20 protein-coding genes are annotated in these 18,655 nt (G+C 62.9%); 13 read left to right on the forward strand and 7 right to left on the reverse strand.

What is annotated here, in order from left to right:
- Positions 1-588: a TetR/AcrR family transcriptional regulator gene (locus tag H6979_06040; GenBank protein MCP5139397.1), complete on the reverse strand. Its 588-nt coding sequence runs from the start codon at positions 586-588 to the stop codon at positions 1-3.
- Between the two features lie 360 nt (positions 589-948).
- Between H6979_06040 and H6979_06045 the strand changes: the two genes are divergently transcribed.
- The 11 genes from H6979_06045 (at position 949) to H6979_06095 (ending at position 9,931) form a co-directional block, all read left to right on the forward strand.
- Positions 949-1,275, forward strand: coding sequence for a hypothetical protein (locus H6979_06045; protein ID MCP5139398.1), 327 nt, complete (start codon positions 949-951; stop codon positions 1,273-1,275).
- Positions 1,276-1,412: 137 nt separating this feature from the next.
- Positions 1,413-2,387: an alpha/beta hydrolase gene (locus H6979_06050; protein MCP5139399.1), complete on the forward strand. Its 975-nt coding sequence runs from the start codon at positions 1,413-1,415 to the stop codon at positions 2,385-2,387.
- The gene (locus H6979_06055; GenBank protein MCP5139400.1) at positions 2,384-2,731 is read left to right on the forward strand and encodes a hypothetical protein; all 348 of its coding nucleotides are present in this window, start codon (positions 2,384-2,386) and stop codon (positions 2,729-2,731) included. Before H6979_06050 ends, H6979_06055 begins: the two co-directional genes overlap by 4 nt.
- 11 nt (positions 2,732-2,742) lie before the next feature.
- The gene (locus H6979_06060) at positions 2,743-3,198 is read left to right on the forward strand and encodes a cytochrome c (protein MCP5139401.1); all 456 of its coding nucleotides are present in this window, start codon (positions 2,743-2,745) and stop codon (positions 3,196-3,198) included.
- Positions 3,198-4,091 (forward strand): c-type cytochrome, encoded by an 894-nt coding sequence (locus H6979_06065; GenBank protein ID MCP5139402.1) that lies wholly within the window; start codon positions 3,198-3,200, stop codon positions 4,089-4,091. Before H6979_06060 ends, H6979_06065 begins: the two co-directional genes overlap by 1 nt.
- 114 nt (positions 4,092-4,205) lie before the next feature.
- A complete protein-coding gene (locus H6979_06070) occupies positions 4,206-5,420 on the forward strand; it encodes a DUF3391 domain-containing protein (protein MCP5139403.1) in 1,215 nt (404 codons plus the stop codon).
- Between the two features lie 14 nt (positions 5,421-5,434).
- Positions 5,435-6,115 carry a glutathione S-transferase family protein gene (locus H6979_06075; protein MCP5139404.1) on the forward strand — a complete coding sequence of 227 codons (681 nt, stop codon included), beginning with the start codon at positions 5,435-5,437 and terminating at the stop codon, positions 6,113-6,115.
- A 111-nt stretch (positions 6,116-6,226) separates the two neighbouring features.
- The gene (locus H6979_06080; protein MCP5139405.1) at positions 6,227-7,387 is read left to right on the forward strand and encodes a helix-turn-helix transcriptional regulator; all 1,161 of its coding nucleotides are present in this window, start codon (positions 6,227-6,229) and stop codon (positions 7,385-7,387) included.
- Positions 7,388-7,442: 55 nt separating this feature from the next.
- The gene (locus H6979_06085; protein ID MCP5139406.1) at positions 7,443-8,126 is read left to right on the forward strand and encodes a response regulator transcription factor; all 684 of its coding nucleotides are present in this window, start codon (positions 7,443-7,445) and stop codon (positions 8,124-8,126) included.
- Positions 8,113-9,561, forward strand: a complete 1,449-nt coding sequence (locus tag H6979_06090; GenBank protein ID MCP5139407.1) for a HAMP domain-containing histidine kinase — start codon at positions 8,113-8,115, stop codon at positions 9,559-9,561. The genes H6979_06085 and H6979_06090 overlap by 14 nt, the downstream gene beginning before the upstream one ends.
- On the forward strand, positions 9,554-9,931 hold the full coding sequence (locus tag H6979_06095; GenBank protein ID MCP5139408.1) for a phage holin family protein: 378 nt from the start codon (positions 9,554-9,556) through the stop codon (positions 9,929-9,931). Before H6979_06090 ends, H6979_06095 begins: the two co-directional genes overlap by 8 nt.
- 12 nt (positions 9,932-9,943) lie before the next feature.
- On the opposite strand, the gene H6979_06100 is transcribed toward H6979_06095, so the two are convergent.
- From H6979_06100 to msrA, 6 genes are all read right to left on the reverse strand, one after another.
- The gene (locus H6979_06100) at positions 9,944-11,143 is read right to left on the reverse strand and encodes an ABC transporter permease (GenBank protein ID MCP5139409.1); all 1,200 of its coding nucleotides are present in this window, start codon (positions 11,141-11,143) and stop codon (positions 9,944-9,946) included.
- Between the two features lie 12 nt (positions 11,144-11,155).
- On the reverse strand, positions 11,156-12,361 hold the full coding sequence (locus tag H6979_06105) for an ABC transporter permease (GenBank protein ID MCP5139410.1): 1,206 nt from the start codon (positions 12,359-12,361) through the stop codon (positions 11,156-11,158).
- Positions 12,358-13,032, reverse strand: coding sequence for an ABC transporter ATP-binding protein (locus H6979_06110; GenBank protein MCP5139411.1), 675 nt, complete (start codon positions 13,030-13,032; stop codon positions 12,358-12,360). The genes H6979_06105 and H6979_06110 overlap by 4 nt, the downstream gene beginning before the upstream one ends.
- 22 nt (positions 13,033-13,054) lie before the next feature.
- Positions 13,055-14,197 (reverse strand): efflux RND transporter periplasmic adaptor subunit, encoded by a 1,143-nt coding sequence (locus H6979_06115; protein ID MCP5139412.1) that lies wholly within the window; start codon positions 14,195-14,197, stop codon positions 13,055-13,057.
- Positions 14,198-14,267: 70 nt separating this feature from the next.
- Positions 14,268-15,596 (reverse strand): HD-GYP domain-containing protein, encoded by a 1,329-nt coding sequence (locus H6979_06120; GenBank protein MCP5139413.1) that lies wholly within the window; start codon positions 15,594-15,596, stop codon positions 14,268-14,270.
- A 106-nt stretch (positions 15,597-15,702) separates the two neighbouring features.
- Positions 15,703-16,269, reverse strand: coding sequence for a peptide-methionine (S)-S-oxide reductase MsrA (msrA, locus tag H6979_06125; GenBank protein ID MCP5139414.1), 567 nt, complete (start codon positions 16,267-16,269; stop codon positions 15,703-15,705).
- A gap of 78 nt (positions 16,270-16,347) precedes the next feature.
- Here msrA and H6979_06130 point away from each other — a divergent pair, with 78 nt between their 5' ends.
- Complete coding sequence (locus tag H6979_06130) at positions 16,348-17,784, forward strand: TonB family protein (protein ID MCP5139415.1); 1,437 nt, start codon at positions 16,348-16,350, stop codon at positions 17,782-17,784.
- Between the two features lie 64 nt (positions 17,785-17,848).
- Positions 17,849-18,655, forward strand: a complete 807-nt coding sequence (locus H6979_06135; GenBank protein MCP5139416.1) for a DUF547 domain-containing protein — start codon at positions 17,849-17,851, stop codon at positions 18,653-18,655.

Consider the following 18,655-nt stretch of genomic DNA (forward strand, 5'->3'; position numbering starts at 1 on the left):
TCAGTTGATCAGTACGCTCTCGACCATGCGGCGGAGTTCCCGCTTTACGGCCGCCTTGTTGCCGTGTCTTATCGCCTGCCGCGACGCCGCCTCAACCATGCCCGCAACCAGAGCCGTCACCAGCTGCACGTCACGGCGCTTGCCCTTCAGCAGCTCGCTCACCGCCCCTTCCAGCACGGCATTCGGCAGGCTGTGCAGCGCGATGATCTGCTTGCGGAGATCCGGTGCGGCTTCCCGGATCTCGCCCATGAGTTCCATCGTGGCATGTGCCGGACTTGTGGCGATCTCGATCTGGGTATCCAGCCACGCGCCGATACGCGGCAGCGGATCCGGATATCGGCTGTCCAGGGACTTCAGTTCCTCGACAAAAGGCACCATATCGCGCAGCACACAGGCCAGCAGGATGTGATCCTTGTTGGGGTAGTAGCGATACAGGGAGTTGCGCGCCAGCCCGACTGCCTGGGCGATGTCTTCCATATCGGTACCGCGGTAACCGAGCTCGCTGAACAACTGGGTTGCAGCGGCGAGGATCCGCCCGTTCTGCAGACGGACGTGTTCTTCAATGTTTGCGGCTTCGATTCTGGGCATGGACTTTTACCGACACGGCGTCGCTATGATGACCGGCACAGGCATCGGCCGTCAACTTCCAGGACAGACCTCTACCGCTGCCTCGTCAATGAATTCAGTACTCGCTTATTGGTGTATGCTACGTGCGCCTGCCGGCTCTCAGCAGGCTTCAGGTTGTCAGACGGATGGCAGGTGCGGGTTCAGGCATGAAGCGCCGGAGCATTCACCAGGAAATTCCGGATGGCAGCAAAGGGATGGGAACCGGTTTCGGCAAACAGGCGTTTACGGGGGGTGTCCCGTGACCAGCTTGCCGATATCAGGCGGAAAAGGCTTCGCCTGAATCTGGCCGTAAAGAAGTTGTGGATACAGGAGGATGACTACATGAGCACTACGATCCGTAAGGCATGGCTTGGTCTGCCAGTTGCGCTGCTGATGATTGCCGGCTGTGGTGGCAAGCCTGCCGAGCAGGCGAAGGAAGCTGCCGAACAGGCAACAGAAGCTGCAGATGTGGCGATGGACAGCGCTTCGCAGGCAGTTGACGCTGCTGGCGATGCCGCTGATGCGGCGATGGACGCTTCAGGTGCTGCCGCTGCCGATGCGGCCGGCGCTGCCGCTGATGCAGCCAGCGACGCTGCTGACGCTGCCGGCGCTGCTGCCGACGCTGCCGGCGATGCCGCCGACGCTGCCGCTGACGCTGCAAAGCCCTGATCCAGATACGTCATTCTGGACGAGACGGGGGCCACTCATATGGCCCCCGTTTTTTTTTGTCCATGGTACGTGCAACACTGTCACCGGATTCCGCCCGGGCGCTTGGCTGACCCGGAGTCGCCAGCAGGAGGTACCTGATGCGATGGTTACGATATTGCGGCTACGCGCTAGGCGGCATCCTCGTCACCGGCTGCATCGCTTTCCTGCTTGCCGCCTGGATCTATCGTGATATCCCCGCCGAAGTACTCGAGGCAAAGTACGCAAACCCGGCATCCCGGTTCCTCAATGTGGACGGCGTGCGGATTCATTACCGCGACGAAGGCAGCGGCCCGCCCCTGGTTCTGATTCATGCAAATTTCGCCAGCTTGCTGAGCTGGGACGACGCGGTCGAATCGCTGAAGAAAACGCATCGCGTGCTGCGTTTCGACATGACCGGCCATGGACTGACCGGGCCGGATCCAACCGGCGATTACAGCCTTGAGCGTACGGTGGAATTGACTGGCCGCTTCGTCGATGCGCTCCAGCTGAAACGCTTCTCGATCGGCGGCACATCGCTCGGCGGCACCGTTGCCATGCATTACACGGCAGCGCATCCGGAACGCGTGGAGCGGCTCATCCTGCTCAGCCCCGGCTCGCTCGAAGGCCGCTCCATGCAGCGCGCCGGACGTACGGTACCGAAGTGGGCGGATATTCTTGCCTACATTGCACCGCCGCGGGCTTTCGCCAGGTTCATGCTGACTTCGCGCTTCGGGGATCCATCCAAAGTCACTGAACGGCTCATCGATCAGTGGTACGACATGTGGATGCGTGAGGGGCAACGGGCGGCGATTCTTGCCCGGCTGCGCAGCTACTCAAGCGCGGATATAGTCAAGGTCACTGCTGCGGTCCGCGTACCGACGCTGATTCTCTGGGGAGAAAAGAACCCCCAGGCGCCGGTCGAGCAGGCCGAAGAGCTGCACCAGATGCTGAAGAATGCACCCGAGGTCACCATCATCACCTACCCGGGCGTCGGGCATATGGCCGCGGAGGAAGCAGGCCCCGCAATTGCAAGAGACATCCAGGCCTGGCTCGCGACCCCGACAGTTGCGCGGGAGGCATCTGCGCAGCCGTGATACGCCTCCACCCGCAGCTACCCTTCCTGTTGCTCCTGGCTGGCGCTGCCGCGGCACAGACGCCCTCGGCCATGGATGCGAACCGGTGGAATCTCGATACTGCACAGCCGTCAACGCCGGAAACCGGAACCGCTGAAACCGGGACGACGGCGCAATCGCCGCTGAACCTGCGGGTCTACAAGGACTTCGACGGAAACAGACCGCACAAGGGCGAAAACCCCTACGCAGTCGACGTCAGCGCCGTAATGACACGGTGTACGGATGGCAGCCTGATCGTCACGGCGCTGGTGATCGGCGGCCAGCTCACTCCCCTGGACAATCGTTGTCCAACCACCAGCCCATAAGAGGTATCCAAATGCACCACCGCAGTCTGAGCATACTCCTGACCATTGCGACGCTCGCCTTTGCCAGCACCAGCTTCAGCGCCACGGCGCCCGCCGATGCGATCAAGTATCGCAAGGCCGTCATGTCGGCCATGGCCGCCCACACGGGCGCGTTCTCGCTGATCAATTTCGGTCGCGTCGAGCACCAGGATCACCTGCGTGCCCACGTCGAGGCACTCGCAGCGATGGGGACCGAGGTCAAGGTCCTCTTTCCGGCCGGAACCGATACGGGCAACACCGATGCCTTGCCTTTGATCTGGCAGGAACAGGACAAATTCGGACAGATGGTTACCGCCGTGGAAAAGTCGACGGCAGAACTTCGTGATGCGGTAGTGGCAGGTGACAAGGCCGCAACCATGAAGGCCTTCAAGGCCGTCGGTGAGGCCTGCAAGGGCTGTCACGACCGTTACCGGAAAGAAAAGAAGTAATGGCGGTGCGTCCGGGACTCCGCGTGGAGTCCCGGTTCTTCGCCGCGCTGCTGCTCTCGCTCATCGCTGCATCCTGCCTGGCGGCAGCAGCGGATTCGGGACAGATTGAACGCGGCCGCTATCTCGTCCATGCCGGCGGCTGCATCAGCTGTCATACGGCCGATCGCCCGGACGCAACACCGCTTGCCGGGGGGCGTCGCCTGGAAACCCCGTTCGGGATCTTTTACTCCCCCAACCTGAGACCTGACCGCGAAACCGGCACCGGTGGCTGGACGGACCGTGATTTCGATGCGGCGCTCCGGCAGGGACGCGCGCCGGACGGCAGCCTCTACTATCCCGTGTTCCCCTACCCCGCCTATGCGGGAATGAGCGATCGCGATGTGTCGGCAATCGCCGCTTATCTGCGCAGCCTGCCGCCGGTACACAATCCGGTTCCCCCGCACGAACTGCCCTGGTACCTGCGCTGGCGCCAGGTCATGCTGGGCTGGAACCTGCTCTGGTTTCATCCGCAACCTTTTCAGGCTGATCAGGCACGGGATGCGGAATGGAATCGGGGTGCCTACCTGGTCCGCCACCTGGGTCATTGCGGCGAGTGCCATACCCCGCGCAATTTTCTGGGCGCACGCGATGATTCGCGGGAACTCGCCGGCAACCCTGATGGCCCCGACGACGAGGAAATTCCCGGCATCCGCCAGGATCGTGAAGGCGGGATCGGCCAGTGGACGATCGACGATATCCTTCTGTTTCTTGAAATGGGCATGCTGCCGGACGGTGACTTCGCCGGTTCCTCGATGAGCGAAGTGATCGACGACAACACCAGTCAGCTGACGGCAGCTGATCGCCGCGCGATTGCGGTATACCTGCAATCCCTGGCGCCACTTCATTCACCATAAGGCAGCGAACAGCCCCGGGGACCACAACATTCCGGGAAATGCCGTGCAGCCCGTCACAGTTCCGGAAGCTGTCTGCTGTTAGAGTGGGCTGGCCGTAACAAGAACAAGAAAAAAATGGCAGGCGTGTTTTCAGCGCAGCTGATTCCGGTTGACTGCAGACGGTTGCAGCTCGGCATGTATGTCGCCGAGCTCGACCGCCCCTGGCTGCAGACGCCGTTCCACGCGCATGGTTTTCTGCTCGCCCACGCGGAACAGATCGAAGCCTTGCGTCGTGTCTGCAGCTATGTGTATGTCGACCCGGTACTTTCCGAGCACAGCGAGAGCGACCTGTTCAGCACGGGTCTGACCGCTCGCGTGAGCACCCTGAAACCAGACCATAGACTGTCCGGCCTCGACCGGAGCCGGCACGCACTGCACGAAACCGGTCACGCGCTGGATGCGACTGTGCGCGAAGCACGACGCTCGGAGCAGATCTCCCTCGACGCACCCAGACTGGCCCTCAAGGCACTGGTCAGCAACCTGGTCGAGGACAGCGATACCCTGCCGTGGCTGCTGGCGACGGAACTGCATGTCGGTTTCCTGTATCGCCGCGCGCTCGGCTCGGCCGTACTCATGACGATTGCCGGCCACCGCATCGGCTTTGAGCGGACAGTGCTCGACGAACTGGCCCTCGCGGGACTGCTGCTGGACATCGGCAAGATCTCCGTGCCCATCACCATTCTGGCCAAACCTGCACGCCTGACCGGCCCTGAACGCGGCTTCATCACGCGGCACGTACGACGCGGGCTGTACATGGTGCGCGCCGCCGAAGTCATTTCTGAAACCCTGGAAGAGGCCATACTCGGCCACCATGAACGGCTCGATGGCAGCGGTTACCCACGCGGCGTCCGTGGCACGCGTCTGTCGCTCAGCGCGCGGCTCGCCGGAATCGTCGATACCTATGACGCACTGATGCAGCACAAGAGTTATGGCCCCGCGCTGCCTGCACACGATGCCATACGACTCCTGAATTCCATGCGCGACACGCAGTTTGATTCAGCCCTGGTAAAAACCTTCATTCAGGCGCTCGGTGTCTATCCAACCGGTTCATGGGTGCAGCTCGCGGACGGCCGGCTTGGTATCGTCCGGAGCCAGACTGCTCATGAGCCGGCCCGTCCCCAAATTGCCCTCGTCTGCGACGGCAGCGGCGATGCGCTGAAAACCGATGCCATGCTCTGGAGACCAGCCCGGCGCGGCGATATTGCACGCGCGGTGCTGCCTGGCCAGGTACGGGTCAGCCAGCGTATCGTCGATGCAGCAGTTCTGGCGGCCGCAAACCTTGCCGCCTGAGGGAGGACTTCCGCTTGTCCGCGATCCAGCTCTACAGTTTTGCAGCCTGCCCCTACGCACAACGCGTGCACATTGCCCTGCTGGAAAAGCAGCTCGACTTCGAACTCATCGAGATCGACCTGTTCAACCGCCCCGAATGGTTCGCGGCGATTTCACCCTACGGAAAAGTCCCCGTGCTGCGTCACGCAGGGGTGACCGTCCATGAGTCAACGATCATCAACCAGTACCTCGACGAGGCTTTTCCGCAACCGGCGCTGATGCCGGAATCCCCGGCCCTGCGGGCCGAGGCGCGGATCTGGATGGATTACTGTGAAACGCGATTTCTGCCGGCAGCGCACAAGCTGATGTCGGAAGCCGACGACGCACAGAAGCGGACTGCCAACGTCGAAAGGCTTTCGGAAGTGCTGCGCCATATCGAACACGCGGGGCTGCGCAAGACCGGATCCGGCCCCTGGTTCTTCGGGCAGCAATTTTCGCTGACCGACATCCAGTTCGCACCCTTTCTTGAACGCTTTGAAATGTATGCACAGCTGGCCGGCGCCGTTTTGCCCGAAGACTGCGGCCGGTTGCGTGACTGGATGAGCGCCTTGCTGAAGCGTCCAGCTGTCGCGGCCACTGCACATAACACCGGATATCACTTCGAAGCACGGCGACAGATGCTGGAACGGATCGCTGCCAGACACGCCGCTGCTTGACAGCACCCGGTGCGCCCGATTCAATAGGCGCTGCCTTGAAAACTTCGTGGGGAAGGATGGACGGCCGCAAATCGTCCATGAACTTGATCTGGCCGAAAGAGGTGATGCCAGATGGTCAATTCTCCCGCTACGCTCGATCCGGTTGAACTCTCACGGCTCATCAGCCTGGCTTACGAGGCACCATTTCTGGCTTCCGGCTGGCGCGATTTCACCACTGCTGCTGCCAGGTTGCTGCAGACCCGGTTTGCGATGATCCACCGAATGGACTTCGCCAATCAGCTGAAGTCCATGCATGTTGCCGGCGGTATCGACGAATCTTTCAATCACGCCTTCACGCCACGCTGGGGCGAGGGCGGCGATGACATCTACCTGCAGGCCATGCTCGACCAGCCAGCCGGTGCGATCCGGCTGAGCAGCGAAATCGTCGCACCCGATCTGGCCCACCAGACCGAGATTCACCGTGAGCTGGCTGCTCCCTGGCAGCTCGAATACTTTCTGTTTGCCTCGCTAGGCAGCCACGATGGCGTGACCTCGGTCCTGTCGCTGGCCCGTTGCATCGACGACGACCCCTTCACCACGGCAGATATCGATCTGCTGTCCCAGGCGCTGCTGCCACACCTGTGCAGGAGCATCAGCGTACACACGAGCATCGCCAGCATTCGCCAGAACAATGCGCTGCTGGCTGCGATGATCGATATGGCACCGTGTGGCATCGTGGTATTTGATGTCAGTGGACGGCCCATACTCGTCAACGAAAGCGCAGCGGCAATGTTCGCGCGTGACAGAGGGCTTGCGCTGCGGAACGGGAAGCTGCGCACCGCAGACTCGCGTGCACAGGCGATGCTCGATGCGGCGCTGCCGAACGCCATTGCGCTCAGTCAGGGCCAGCTGGCAAGGCCTCCGGCACCGATCGTCATCCCGCGCAATGGGGGAGCCCAGCCCTGTCAGCTCGTGTTCTCGCCATTGACGAAGCACTCCGAAATGGCCGAGCTTCCCAGGCGGGCGGCCTGTGTCGCGCTGATCTACGATGAGCGCGGCCACCAGCCTGACCTGCCTGCCGATCTGGCAGGGACTTACGGGCTCAGCAAGGCGGAAGTGCGACTCTGCAAGACCCTGCTCACCGGCAAGACGGCGCAGCAGGCGGCTGATGCCCTCAATATCAGCCCAAATACCGTGAAAACACACCTGTCCCGGATCTTCCACAAGACCGGCGTGCACTCCCAGACTGCCCTGCTGCACCTGTTGACTACGCAAGTGCAGACCCGGAACTGAGCGTTTTCCCGATCCAGGCTCCACCAGGCAGGCTGTCCCGGCTATCATTGGCAATATGCGTGTCCTCGTAATCGAAGACGATCCCGGCGTAGCCAGCTTCATCATCGGCGGACTGCGTGAGTCCGGCCATACCGTCGACCATTGCGCCGACGGCAAGGACGGGCAGTTCCTGGCGAGCAGCGGCAACTACGATGCGCTGATCATCGACCGCATGCTGCCCGGCATTGACGGGCTCAGCATCGTGCAGACGCTGCGGACTGCCGGCAATACCACGCCCACACTGATCCTCAGCGCACTGGGCGAGGTCGACGACAAGGTCAAGGGACTCCGGGCGGGGGCGGATGACTATATCGGCAAGCCCTTCGCCTTTGCCGAGCTCATGGCACGACTCGAAGCCATCGCCCGGCGCCCGGTACGCGAGGGCGCAGAAACCGTTACAGAAGTACAGGTTGGCGACCTGCACGTGGACCTGCTGAGCCGCGCAGTACACCGCGCCGGCAAGGAGATCGATCTGCAGCCGCGTGAATTCCGCCTGCTCGAGTACCTGATGCGTAACCGTGACCAGGTTGTCACACGCACCATGCTGCTGGAGAACGTCTGGGACTATCACTTCGATCCGCAGACCAACGTGATCGACGTGCACATCAGCCGTCTCAGGCGCAAGGTAGACAAGGACTTCGACCCGCCACTCATACATACGGTGCGCGGCGCCGGGTACAAGCTGAGTGAATCCCCTTAGGCTGATCCGTACATCCACCTTCCAGCTCGCGTGGTGGTACATGGGGATTTTCGGCAGCTCGGCGATGATTCTCGTCGGCTACATCTACTGGGAAACCAACGGTTATCTCGAGCAGCAGACCAACGCCACGATAAGCGCTGAAATCCGCGGACTCACCGAACAGTTCCGCCAGACCGGAGGCCCCGGCGTCGAGGCGGTGATTCGCGACCGCATCGCACGCGATCCGGACCGGTCGACCCTCTATCTGCTGGTAACCGCCGACCAGCGCCCGGTTCTCGGCAACATGTCGGCGTGGCCTGCCGGTGAGCTGGATGCCAACGGCTGGTATCACTTTACGCAACCCGACCGGAACGGCCAGGCCGTACCTTTTCAGGGACAGATACTGCAAACCAGTGAAGGACACCGTTTACTGGTCGCGAAGGAGCAGGCCACCCTGGCTGCCACCCGGCAGCTGATCAACCGCGTCTACATCCTGACGCTGGTCATCGGCCTGCTGCTGGCGCTGTTCGGTGGCATCGTGATGAGTTCCAGCGTGACGCGCCGCGTTGATGCGATCAACCGCACCAGCCGGGAAATCATGGCGGGGCGTCTGCAGCGCCGCATGCCTGTACGCGGCATCAATGACGAGTTCGACCAGCTCGCCGACAACCTCAATGCGATGCTCGACCGGATCGACTCGCTGATCGACAGCGTGCGGGCAGTGACCGACAACATCGCCCATGACCTGCGTACACCGCTGACCCGGCTGCGCGGCCGGCTCGAGAACCTCGCGCTTTATCCCGACATCAGCGAAACGGTGCGCAACGAGCTGAACGCAACGATCACCGATGCCGACCATCTGCTCGCAACCTTTCGCGCACTGCTGCGCATTGCCAGGATCGAATCCGGCACCCACGACGAGGCATGGACTGACATCGATCTCGGCGCGCTGCTGCATGACGCATGGGAGCTTTATCATGCCGTCGGCGAAGAGAAGGAGATCGCCGTGCATCTGGGCCCTGCAGCCGGCCATGTGCGCGGCGACCGGGACCTCATCTTCCAGGCGGTTTCAAACCTGCTCGACAATGCGATCAAGTACAGCCCGCCGGGTTCTGATGTGCGCCTGGAGATGCACGACGAGGGCGACGTCCTGACCATCACCGTCAGCGACCAGGGCCCCGGCGTACCGGAAAGCGAGCGCGGCAAGGTACTGGACCGCTTCTACCGGACCGCAACCGTCACCGGCATCCCCGGCAGCGGACTCGGTCTGTCACTGGTCAATGCGATTGCACGACATCACGGTGGGCAATTGATTCTGGCCGACAATGCGCCGGGGTTGCGCGTCCTGCTGGAGCTGCCAAAGACCGACTCCACCGGACCTGCCGCTGTCCCGGATGCAGGCCTCACCCGCAAGTCACGAAAGGCTTTGCCACTACCCGGAGAAGCCCATGGATAACTTTCTGTTTCGCGCCCTGATTGCCGCGGCAGGCCTGTGGCTTGCCGAAACCTGGCTCGACGGCATCAGTTTCGACAGCGGTACCTGGCTGCTGGCGTCTGCCATCGTACTCGGCGTCATCAATGCTTTCGTGCGGCCGCTGGTCATGATCCTCACCCTGCCCCTGACGATCGTCACGCTGGGCTTTTTTGTGCTGATCCTGAATGGCGCGATGCTGGCACTGGCAGCATGGCTGCTGCCCGGCTTCCATGTCACCGGTTTCTGGTCGGCAGTCTGGGGGGCCCTGATCGTCAGCGTGGTGAGCGGCATCGGCTCGTGGATATTCGGCCCGAAAGGCCGTGTCGAGGTCAACTTCATCCGGCGGGACTGAAGCCCCGCGCGGCTACTCCGTCCGCAGCGATTCCACCGGGTCGAGCCGCGCCGCACGCCAGGCCGGAAGCACGCCGGCAATGAGTCCGATCAGCACGGCCACCAGCACGGCCGCCACCATGTAGGACCACGACGGACTGACCGGCAGCGCCGGCACCAGCAGGGTCAAGAGCCCGAGGATGCCAAAGCCGAGCGCAATGCCCGAGAAGCCGCCGATTGCGGCCAGGACCATCGATTCCCCGAGGAAAATGTTGCGGATCTGCCGCCGGTGTGCGCCTACGGCCTGCAGCAGGCCGATCTCGGCGGTCCTTTCACGCACCGCGATGGTCATGATCGTGAAGATGCCCACGCCGCCCACGAGCATCGAAATTCCACCCAGGGCGCCGACCGCAAAGGTGATCACATCGAGGACCGAGCCGAGCACATCCATCATTTCCTGCTGCGTGGTGATCGTGAAATCTTCGCTGCCATGGCGGGCGATGAGTACCCGGCGAATGCCTTCGACGACCTCGTCAACCGGCGCGCCCTCCTCGTACAGGACATCGATCTCGAAGAGGCCTTCCCGGTTGAACAGTTCCAGACCCTTGGCAACCGGGATATAGGCTGCATCGTCCAGATCGAAACCGAACATCGTGCCCTTGGACTCCATGACGCCAATCACGGTATAGCGCTGTCCGCCGATACGGACGCGCTCACCGAGGGGATTGCGCTCACCGAACAGTTCCGTGCGCACCTTGCTGCCGAGTACCGCATAGGCGCGCGGCGCATCCGGATTGTCGGCAGGCAGAAAATTACCGAGCGCGACGCGAAAAGACAGCGTCTCGGTCATCTCGGAACCCGTGCCGCTGACGATGACCTTGCGCTCCCGCCCGCCGCTCTCCACCGATGCCGTACCCTGCACGAGAGGCAGGGTCGAACGCACATACGGCACACGCTTGAGTGCTGCCGCATCGTCGAGGTTCAGCGGCCGGACGGAGTTCAGCACGCCGGTCGGCATTCCAAAGGTCTTGGCCTTGCCCGGATTGACGCCAATGATGTTGGTACCAAACTGCGTGAACTGCGTGAGCATGTACTTGTGCAGCCCTTCGCCGATCGAGGTCAGCAGCAGCACCGCGGCGACGCCGATCGCAATGCCGAGCGCAGTCAGCACGCTGCGCAGACGATGGGATACCGCTGACCGGGCAGTAAAGCGGATGAGTTCAGCGATACGCATCAGCTACGCCGTTCAGCGCCTGGCGAGCGCCGCAACCGGATCGAGACGCGCCGCACGCCGGGCCGGCAGGATACCGAACAGCATGCCGCAGCCCATGGACAGCAGCACGGCGCCAAGCACGGCCCATACCGGTGGCCGGAATGTGAAGTCGGGATAGAGGTTGCCGAGCAGCCAGACGCCGGCAAAGCCGACCAGCACACCGGCCAGGGCGCCGAGCAGCGCGAGATACAGCGCCTCGGTGAGAAACAGCGCGAGCACCTGGCTGCGGCGTGCGCCCAGTGCCTTGAGCAGGCCGATCTCCTCCGTACGCTGACTGACCGCAACCAGCATGACATTCATGATCAGCACGCCCGCAACGAGCAGGCTGATGGCAGCGATGCCGGCGAGCGCGAGGGTCAGCGCGCCGAGTATGCCGTCAAAGGTTTGCAACACCGCATCCTGCGTGATCACGGTTACATCTTCCTCACCGTGATGTCGCTGTTTGAAAGTGGCGAGAACGAAGCGCTTTGCAGCCGGCATGACATCCCGGCCGCGCGCCTGTATCAGCACCCGGAACAGTCCGGCGGAATTGAACAGGCTCTGGGCCATCGCCACCGGAATCATCACCACCGTATCGACATCGACCATCACCGAGATGCCCTGCCGGGCGAGCACACCGGCAACACGACAGCGACGGTCGCCGACCCGCAGCCAGCGGCCGACTGGCGGCTCACCACGGAACAGTTCACTCCCGATGGTGCTCCCGACCACGCAGACCGGCGACTCCCGGTCCATGTCGACGTCCGGCAGAAACTCGCCGCTGGCCATGGTCCAGTGACGAATGGTTGCGTAACTGGCCGTCGTGCCCATGATCGTGACGTCCCGCTCGAGCGAGCCGACCGAGACCGAACTTTCGCCGACCACCAGCGGCGCGATGGTCGCGATCGCAGAGCTGCGCAGCAAGGCGCGCGCATCATCGAGCGTGATGTCGCGCGGCGTGGCGCCCGACATCATGCCCGCACCGCCGCTGGTTTCGGTGCGCCCCGGCATGACCACCAGCAGATCCGTACCGAGTGACTGGAACTCGTCGGCAATGTACAGGCGTGCAGCCTCACCCAATGCCGTCAGGACCAGCACGGCTGCGACACCGATAGCCGTGGCCAGCAGCAGCATCGCCGTACGCAACGGAGCGCGCGCCAGCGCACCAAAGGCCACGCGGTGACGGTCGGCCAGCTTCATCCGCTGACGTCCTGCACAACCTTGCCGTCACGCATCAGCAGTCGACGGTGTGCCCGGCTGCCGATCGCCTGATCGTGCGTGACCACCACCAGCGTCAGGCCCTCGTCATGCAGGGCTTCGACGATCTTCACGACTTCGCCGCCGGAGACGCTGTCCAGATTGCCGGTGGGTTCATCCGCCAGCAGGATTTTTGGCTGCATCACCACCGCACGGGCTATCGCAACCCGCTGTCGCTCGCCACCGGAAAGCTGGTTCGAGCGATGGTCGACGCGCGCCTCGAGCCCCATGCGCCGCAACACCTCCATAGCGCGGGCGCGGCGTTCGGCCTGCGGCACGCCGGCCAGCATCAACGGCAGCTCCACATTCTCCACGGCGGTCATGCGGTGAATCAGATGGAAGAACTGGAACACGAAGCCGATCTCACGCTGCCGGGTATCGGCCAGCCGATCATCGTTCATCGTCGAGGTCTGCTCGCCAGCCAGCCAGTATTCACCCGAGGTCGGCCTGTCGAGCAGACCGAGGATATTCAGCAGGGTGGACTTGCCGGAACCCGAAGGCCCCATCAGAGAGATGTACTCGCCCGCACCGATGCCGAGATCCACGCCGTCGAGCGCACGCACGAACTGGTCGCCGACAGCAAAGATCCGGGTCAGCTGCTCCAGACGCAGAATCGCGGCCGCGTCCGGCGTCGGACTACTCCTGGACTGCGGCGACACCGTCGGCCACACCTTCACGATCAATCGATGTCACCACCTGATCGCCGGCCTTGAGGCCGGACTTTATCTCGGTGTACTCCCAGTTCGATACGCCGCGCTCTACCTCGCGGGAATGCAGGATACCGGTGACGGGATCAAGGACCAGCACGCGCTTGCCCTCGAGCAAGGCCTGCGTCGGAATCCGCAGCACCTTCTCGCGCTTCTCGATGATGATCTCGACATCAGCGCTGTAACCGGGCAGCAAACTGTATTTCTCCGGATCCTCGATCTCGGCTTCCACGCCGACGGTGCGCGCCTGTTTCTCGGCTTCCAGCACGTATGGCGCCACGCGACGAACAAAGCCCGGGAAACGCTGGTTCGGGAAGGCATCCAGCGTGATCAGGGCGCGCTGACCGGCGCGGACTGCCGGAGCATCGACCTCATCGATGGGCGCGGAGATATAGAGGCAGCTGCCATCAACGAGATCCACGGTCGGCGGTGTAGGAATGCCGACCGGCGATGGCGTCACGAATTCGCCGACTTCGCCATTGATCTCTGCAACCACACCGGCAAATGGGGCACGCAGGAACGTGCGCTCGAGACTGGCTCGGGACACGTCGACGCGCGCCTGGCTGACTTTTTCCTGGTCGACCGCTGCATTACAGGCGGCGGCACGCGCATCTGCTTCACCGATCGCTTTTTCGAGGTCGCCTTCGGAGACCAGCCCCTGGGGACGCAGCTGCCTGATACGGGCCGCATTCTTCCTCGCCACCTCAGCCGTGACACAGGCTTCCTGCGCCAGGCTCCGGGTTGCCACCGCGTCGCGCTCCGCCTGCAGAACCTGGGCACGCAGGTCCTGGTTCCAGAGTTCCACCAGTACGTCATTCGCCTTGACGCGATCGCCCTCCTTGAAGGGCAGACGGGCGATCTGCCCGCCCATCGGCGGCGCAAGGCGCGCGCGCTGGCATGCCTCGACGGTGCCGGCGCGGGTATTGGAGACGGTGGCGAGCACGGAACCGCTTTCAACCGTTGCGACCGTAACGGGTACCGGCTTCGGGCGACCGAGATACCAGACCAGCAGTGCAACAGCTGCCAGCAGGAACAACACGATCAGGATCTGTCGCAGACGACGACTGCTCACGCGGCTTTCGCTCCTCGATACCGGCACCAGGACCGGCCGATTATACGGGGAGCGCAGCGGGCACCAGCGATCAGCGGAAAAAGTCTTTGGGATCCAGCCCGAAAGCGCCGGGATCAAGGCCGCGGACGATCCAGCGCGAATCACTTTCACCGCTTGTTCGGCGCGAACTGCGGAGATCGAGCGGCTTCGGTGCAGCCAGCGGGGTCTTGTCGGCATTGCTGAGCAGCCTCAGCATCGGACGCAGTCGCTGCACCCGGTTTTGTGCGGTCACGACTGCAATCTCGCCGGTATTCAGCTCGACCAGCGATCCGGTCGGGAACATGCCGACAGCCTGCACGAACTGCTCGACGAGTTCTTTCTGGAACAGGGTGCCGGACAGACTGTTGAGTTCCCTCACCGCATCGTATGCGGACCGCGCCGGCGCATAGGGACGCTTGGTCGTCATTGCGTCGAAACAGTCGACCAGGCCGGCAATGCGGCCGAAAACCGGTATATCAGCACCAGACAGACCTCCGGGATAGCCGGAACCGTCGTTCCGCTCATGATGGTGCTGCAGCATTGCGATGACGTCAGCGTTCAGGCCAGGTGTTGTACGCACCATCTCCAGCCCCAGGGCCACATGCTTGCGGATGATTTTCTGCTCGGTTTCTTCGAGCGGGCCTTGCTTGAGAATGATGCTCTGGGGAAGCCGCGCATTGCCCATATCGAGCAGCAGGCCGCCGAGCGCGAGCGTTTCGATCGCACTGCGCTCAAAACCCAGATGCCGGCCGAGGATCGCCGCCCACACGGCGCTGCCTGTTTGCCGGAGCGGGCTGTTCAGGTCACGTTTGCGCAGACATACCAGCCAGGCCATTGCATCCTGATTGCGCAGGATGCTGTCGACCAGCGGCCTGATGGCCTGTTGCAGGCGCCCGGCATCGATCTTCTTGACCTGCGGAAACTGCTCGAGCATCTCGCTGAGTACACGCGTTGCATTGTCGTAGGCTTCTGCCGCTCTCGGCGCCTCCAGATGTGTCGGCACCGCGTTTCTGTAGTGTGGCGTGGGCAGCAATCTGGTCAGCACGCCATTCCGGTCGAGCCGGGCCAGCGAATCGACGAGTCGCCGCGCCAGTCCTGCCGGCGGCGCATGCGCCCGGCGCGTCGCCGGAGCCGCCAGCACACTGGCGTAATGTTCTTCCTTGCGCCGCGCGCCGAGCACTATTTCTTCAGGCAATGAGCCCTGGCTGGCGTCTACATAAACGTGCTTGCAGAACTGGCGGAGCAGCTGCAGCTCCTTCGCCTCGCGGATCTCGAAGCCCTTGAAAAGGAACGGCGTCTCCAGCCAGGGGCGGTCGAGCTGGGCCACGTACATGCCGCACTGGAGGTTGGCAGTGTCGATCTTGAGTCGCTTGGGCTGCACAAATGATTCCGGCGTCCGGCGACATGCCGGCATCTATATCCGGCATGGTATGCAGTGCACCGCGGCGCCGCATGGAAACGGTCACACTTTTGGTGCCCGTTTCTGGTCAGTCAGTGCATTTGATCCCGGTACCGCCAAGTCCGCAGTAACCGCCGGGGTTTTTGGCCAGGTATTGCTGATGATAGTCCTCCGCATACCAGAACTCACCGGCTGCCTCGATTTCGGTGGTTACCGGGCCGAAGCCGCCGGCAGCCAGACGCTCGCCGAATCGCTGGGCCGAGTGCCGGGCGGCCTCGCGCTGCTCGTCGTCATACCAGTAAATTCCGGAGCGGTACTGCGTTCCCACGTCGTTACCCTGGCGCATGCCCTGGGTCGGATCGTGTGATTCCCAGAAAACCGTCAGCAGTTGCGGGTAGGTGATCAGCGCCGGGTCATAGACCACGCGCACGACCTCACTGTGTCCGGTGCGCCCGGAACACACCTGCTTGTAGTCGGGATCCGGTGTCGAGCCAGCCGAATAGCCGACAGCCGTGGTCCACACCCCCGGCAACTGCCAGAAGCGGCGCTCGGCGCCCCAGAAGCAGCCCATCCCGAACATCGCCAGCCTGAGGTGATCGGGGAACGGCGGCCGCAGCGGGTTGCCGTTGACGAAATGCCTGTTGTCGGACTGCATACCGGCACACCCTACCCGATATGCACGGCCGGCGGGAATTGGTAATTTGCCGCCATGTACCAGTCCTGTCGGCTTCCCGTGACGCAGAGCATGGTCGGCCTCATCGTCGCCATGAGCTGCGCGGGTGCGGGTCTTTGGAGCCATGCGGCATATGCCGGGGAAACCGGCACCATCCCGTCAGCACCGGTGTCGGCAACAGCTGCGGAACGGCGCTCTGCTGCTTACCAGAGAATGCTGCGCCTGCTGGACGAAGACCGGCCAGCCGATGCCGTACCGGCAGCCTTCGAAGTCGTGGAGCTGACCCGCGAACTGGAAGGCGACGACAATGCAGCACTGCTGACTCCGCTGACCAATCTTGCCACCGCGCAGTTGCGCGCCGGCGACCTGCTGGCTGCCGGGAACAATTACAGCGCAGCTGTCACGCTGGTGGAAAAGCACGAAGGCATCGTCTCGCCACAACTGGTCACGCCGCTGATGGGGCTCGGCCGGACCTACATGCAGGCAGGACAGTTCGTTCAGGCCACGGAGAGCTTTGAGCGAGCACTGCATGTCAATCATGTCAACCAGGGCTTCTACAATCTCGATCAGCTGCCGGTCCATGATGCCCTCACGGAAAGCTACCTCGGCCAGAAGGATTTCGAAAAGGCGAATTTCCACCAGGAATCGCAGCTGCAGATCATGGCGCACCGGCTGGGCAAGGAGAGTCCGGAACTGCTGCCGGCCTTGTCCAGGCTGGGCGACTGGTACGAGCAGACGGGCCAGGTGTTGTCGGCACGGCTGGTGCGCCAGGACATGGTGCGGCGGATCGCTGCCACCGGGGGCGAGAATGACCCGGCGATGGTTGAGCCGCTGATCGCCATCGCCAGCAGTTACCGGCAGCAGGCCCTGCAGTCGCCGGTGGCAGACCCGATGCAGGAACCGGAAACCCTGTTTCCGATGAGCAGCGTGGTACTGCGCAAGGCGCTGAACATCGTCGATCAGCAACCCGAACCAGACCCCGTGCAACGGGCCCGTGTACTGGTCGAGTTCGGGGATCTGTACCGGATCTGGGGGAAGCGCAACTCGTCCGGCGAAGCCTATGACGAGGCCTGGCAGACGCTGTCCGGCGACGAGAAATATGCCGTGCAGCGCGACGGGTTTTTCGCCCGGCCGATGCGGCTGTTCTGGAACCCGCCGCCGCGGATATACCCCGCGTCTGCGCGCAACCTGCCCCCCGGCAGCAAGCTTGAGTCAGGCTACGTGGTCGTCAGGTACTCGGTCGATGCGATGGGTCGGGTGAGCTCGGCAGAGGTAATGGAATCAGACCCGGCCGGACTGATCGACCAAAGCGTTCTCAATGCGGTGCGCCGTTCGCTCTACCGGCCGCGCTATGTGGACGGGGCAGCGGCACCTGCCGAGGGGCTCAGTCTGCGTCACGAATTCTCCTACCGGATCGAGCCCGAAGCCGCTCCGCCACCCGATGTACCCGATAGCGGCAGGCCCCTCAGCCAGCCCGACTCCGACAGCCGCAACTGACCCGGCCGCGTATTCGGCAATGCCTGTGGAACGGACTCCCGCAACTGCGCTTAGAATGCATCCGATGTTGTACCTTCAATCCGACGGCGGCCTGTTCCGCGGGCGCCAGATTCCTGCACGCTGCCTGTGCATGATCGTGCTCCTGACGGGGCTCAGCCTCATCTGGGCCGCCGGTCAGGCTGCAGCGCCTGACCACAGTGCATTCGACGGGGTACTGCTGCGCAATGTGCAACAGGGCTTTGTCGACTACGCGGGTATCAATGCCGATCCGGCCTTTGCACGCTTTCTGACCAGTCTTGACGACACCCGCGCCGAAGATCTGGAAGACGGTCATGCCCGCCGCGCCTTCTTCATCAATGCCTACAATGCCTTTGCGATTCGCGGCATCCTCGATGGCTACGCGCCCTCTTCCTGGCTCGCCCGTTACACCTACTTCAAACGCCGGAAATACGCCTTGATGGGTCGGCCGGTCAGCCTCCAGGATCTTGAAACCGGGCAACTGATTCCGGAAGGCGACCCGCGCATCCACTTCGCCATCGTCTGCGCCTCGATCTCCTGTCCACGACTCGCCAGCCGGGCCTATGTTCCGGAAAAACTCGAGGAACAACTGGACGTTGCGGCACGTGCATTCATCAACGACAGCACCCGCAATCGCTACGATGTGCAGCGAAAGATCGCTTTTGTCTCGAGGATCTTCGACTGGTACGGAGAAGATTTCAGCAGGGCGGCAGGCTCGGTACAGAAGTACCTCTCGGCTTATGCCAGCGACCCGGCAACTGCTGCGCTGCTCGCCACTGACGGCTTTGAACTGCGCTTCATCCCCTGGGACTGGGAACTGAATGGCACCTGGCGACGTCAAACAGGGCCATGA

The sequence above is a fragment of the Chromatiales bacterium genome (assembly GCA_024234935.1).
In the GTDB taxonomy this organism is placed as follows: domain Bacteria; phylum Pseudomonadota; class Gammaproteobacteria; order Steroidobacterales.

What these genes read in the sequence shown, in the direction of transcription:
- H6979_06095 (MCP5139408.1), top strand. Translation starts at nt 9,554, where the DNA reads ATGGATAACTTTCTGTTTCGCGCCCTGATTGCCGCGGCAGGCCTGTGG.
- H6979_06105 (MCP5139410.1), bottom strand. Translation starts at nt 12,361, where the DNA reads ATGAAGCTGGCCGACCGTCACCGCGTGGCCTTTGGTGCGCTGGCGCGC.
- H6979_06100 (MCP5139409.1), bottom strand. Translation starts at nt 11,143, where the DNA reads ATGCGTATCGCTGAACTCATCCGCTTTACTGCCCGGTCAGCGGTATCC.
- H6979_06070 (MCP5139403.1), top strand. Translation starts at nt 4,206, where the DNA reads ATGGCAGGCGTGTTTTCAGCGCAGCTGATTCCGGTTGACTGCAGACGG.
- H6979_06135 (MCP5139416.1), top strand. Translation starts at nt 17,849, where the DNA reads ATGTTGTACCTTCAATCCGACGGCGGCCTGTTCCGCGGGCGCCAGATT.
- H6979_06060 (MCP5139401.1), top strand. Translation starts at nt 2,743, where the DNA reads ATGCACCACCGCAGTCTGAGCATACTCCTGACCATTGCGACGCTCGCC.
- H6979_06050 (MCP5139399.1), top strand. Translation starts at nt 1,413, where the DNA reads ATGCGATGGTTACGATATTGCGGCTACGCGCTAGGCGGCATCCTCGTC.
- H6979_06045 (MCP5139398.1), top strand. Translation starts at nt 949, where the DNA reads ATGAGCACTACGATCCGTAAGGCATGGCTTGGTCTGCCAGTTGCGCTG.
- H6979_06085 (MCP5139406.1), top strand. Translation starts at nt 7,443, where the DNA reads ATGCGTGTCCTCGTAATCGAAGACGATCCCGGCGTAGCCAGCTTCATC.
- msrA (MCP5139414.1), bottom strand. Translation starts at nt 16,269, where the DNA reads ATGCAGTCCGACAACAGGCATTTCGTCAACGGCAACCCGCTGCGGCCG.
- H6979_06040 (MCP5139397.1), bottom strand. Translation starts at nt 588, where the DNA reads ATGCCCAGAATCGAAGCCGCAAACATTGAAGAACACGTCCGTCTGCAG.
- H6979_06080 (MCP5139405.1), top strand. Translation starts at nt 6,227, where the DNA reads ATGGTCAATTCTCCCGCTACGCTCGATCCGGTTGAACTCTCACGGCTC.
- H6979_06065 (MCP5139402.1), top strand. Translation starts at nt 3,198, where the DNA reads ATGGCGGTGCGTCCGGGACTCCGCGTGGAGTCCCGGTTCTTCGCCGCG.